At 76.3% G+C, this 1,403-nt stretch carries 1 protein-coding gene; it reads right to left on the bottom strand.

All coding sequences use genetic code 11. The features are described from left to right. Nucleotides 1-5: 5 nt before the first annotated feature. Complete coding sequence (locus tag C6N75_RS26105; protein ID WP_105871337.1) at nt 6-1,232, bottom strand: alpha/beta hydrolase family protein; 1,227 nt, start codon at nt 1,230-1,232, stop codon at nt 6-8. Between the last annotated feature and the right edge of the window lie 171 nt (nt 1,233-1,403).

Below are 1,403 nucleotides of genomic sequence, written 5' to 3'. Positions count from 1 at the left end.
GGCCCTCACCCGCTCCCGCCGGACAGCAGGGGGCGGGGGCGGTCCCGCAGGTGCCGGTCGAAGAACGCGGTGAGGTAGGCGCGCTGGGCCGAGGTGCTGCGTTCGGGGTCCACCGTGCCGACGTACTGCTCGCGCAGCCCCGCCGGGATGTCCAGGGCCGCGTCCACGGCCGGCACGAAGGTCTGGGCGTCGGTGTAGCTGAAGTGGCCGGCCCGTACCAGGCTGAAGTCGCGCTTCCAGCCGGTCGACAGGTCCCAGAACGACTGCCAGGACGGCTTGTCGAGGTGGGTCTGGGTCTCCTTGCCCATCAGCATGAACGGGCGGTCCAGCCCCTCGCGGGCGACGGGGAGGAAGTCCGTGGGGCTGTACTGGAGGGTGCCGTCCAGGTTGACGCCGGCGTCGACGCGGCGGTCGACGCGCATGGTCTCCGCCGCGGTGATCCCGCCGGCCGAGTGCCCGAACATGCCCACCCGGTCCAGGTCGAGCGCCCGGCCCAGTCCGTCCGGCAGCGGCCGGCGCGCGGCGTCCGGGTTCCGGCCGGCCCGCAGTTCCGCGAGCTGGTCCAGGACGAAGCGGATGTCGCGCACCCGGGTGTCGACCGCCGTCCTGGCCCCGTCCGTCCCGGTCCCCGGCTCCGGCCGGGTGCCCGGCACCACGCGCCCGCCCGGGAACTCCACCGGGGAGGACTCGTGGGTGTGGTCCACCGCGACGACGACGTACCCGCGGCTGGCCAGTTCCACGGCCGTCGAGGTGCCGAGCGTCCGGGGCATGCCCATGCCCGGCGAGTAGAGCACCACGGGCCGCCGGGTGCGCCGGTCGGCCGGGGCGAGTGAGGTGGCGTGCGTCCGGGGCGACGCCCAGTCGACCTCGCCGGGAGCGGCCAGCCCGTAGGAGCCCGACCGGTCGAGGAACCGCGCGGCGCCCGGCCGCATGTACGGCTCCGGCGAGCGCCCGCTCGCCGACCGCGCCGGGTACCAGACGCCGACCATCAGCTCGCGGGAGCCGCCGCCGACCCAGGGGTCCGGCCGGCGGCTGTCGACGAGATGCAGCTCGGTGCTCCCCACCGGGTGCCGTCCGGTCGGCTCGGGGAGGTCGAAGCGCACCGGGCGGCGGTCGGCGGCGGCTGAGCGGGCCGCCGGATCGCCGGTCGGGGTGGAGGCGGCGGCGGCGCCCGCGCCGAGGGCCAGCAGGAGGGCCGCCGATGTGGCGACGATGGAGGTACGAAGGGTCATGGGGGCCAATCTGGCCCTCCGTCAGGCCCCCGGGCATCCGGCGTCAGGTGTACGCGTCCCCGGTCTTCCCCCGGTCGCCGTCCCCCATGGCGCCGCCCTCAAGGGGAGGCTTCGGGTGCGGTCGGAGTGGCGGCGGGAGACGTCTCCGACGGCGTCGGGGCGGGCGGCGTG

The sequence above is a fragment of the Streptomyces solincola genome (genome assembly GCF_002982015.1).
GTDB classification, from domain to species: domain Bacteria; phylum Actinomycetota; class Actinomycetes; order Streptomycetales; family Streptomycetaceae; genus Streptomyces; species Streptomyces solincola.
The sequence above is the reverse complement of the archived record's forward strand: the minus strand, read 5'-3'. Positions and strand labels throughout refer to the sequence as shown.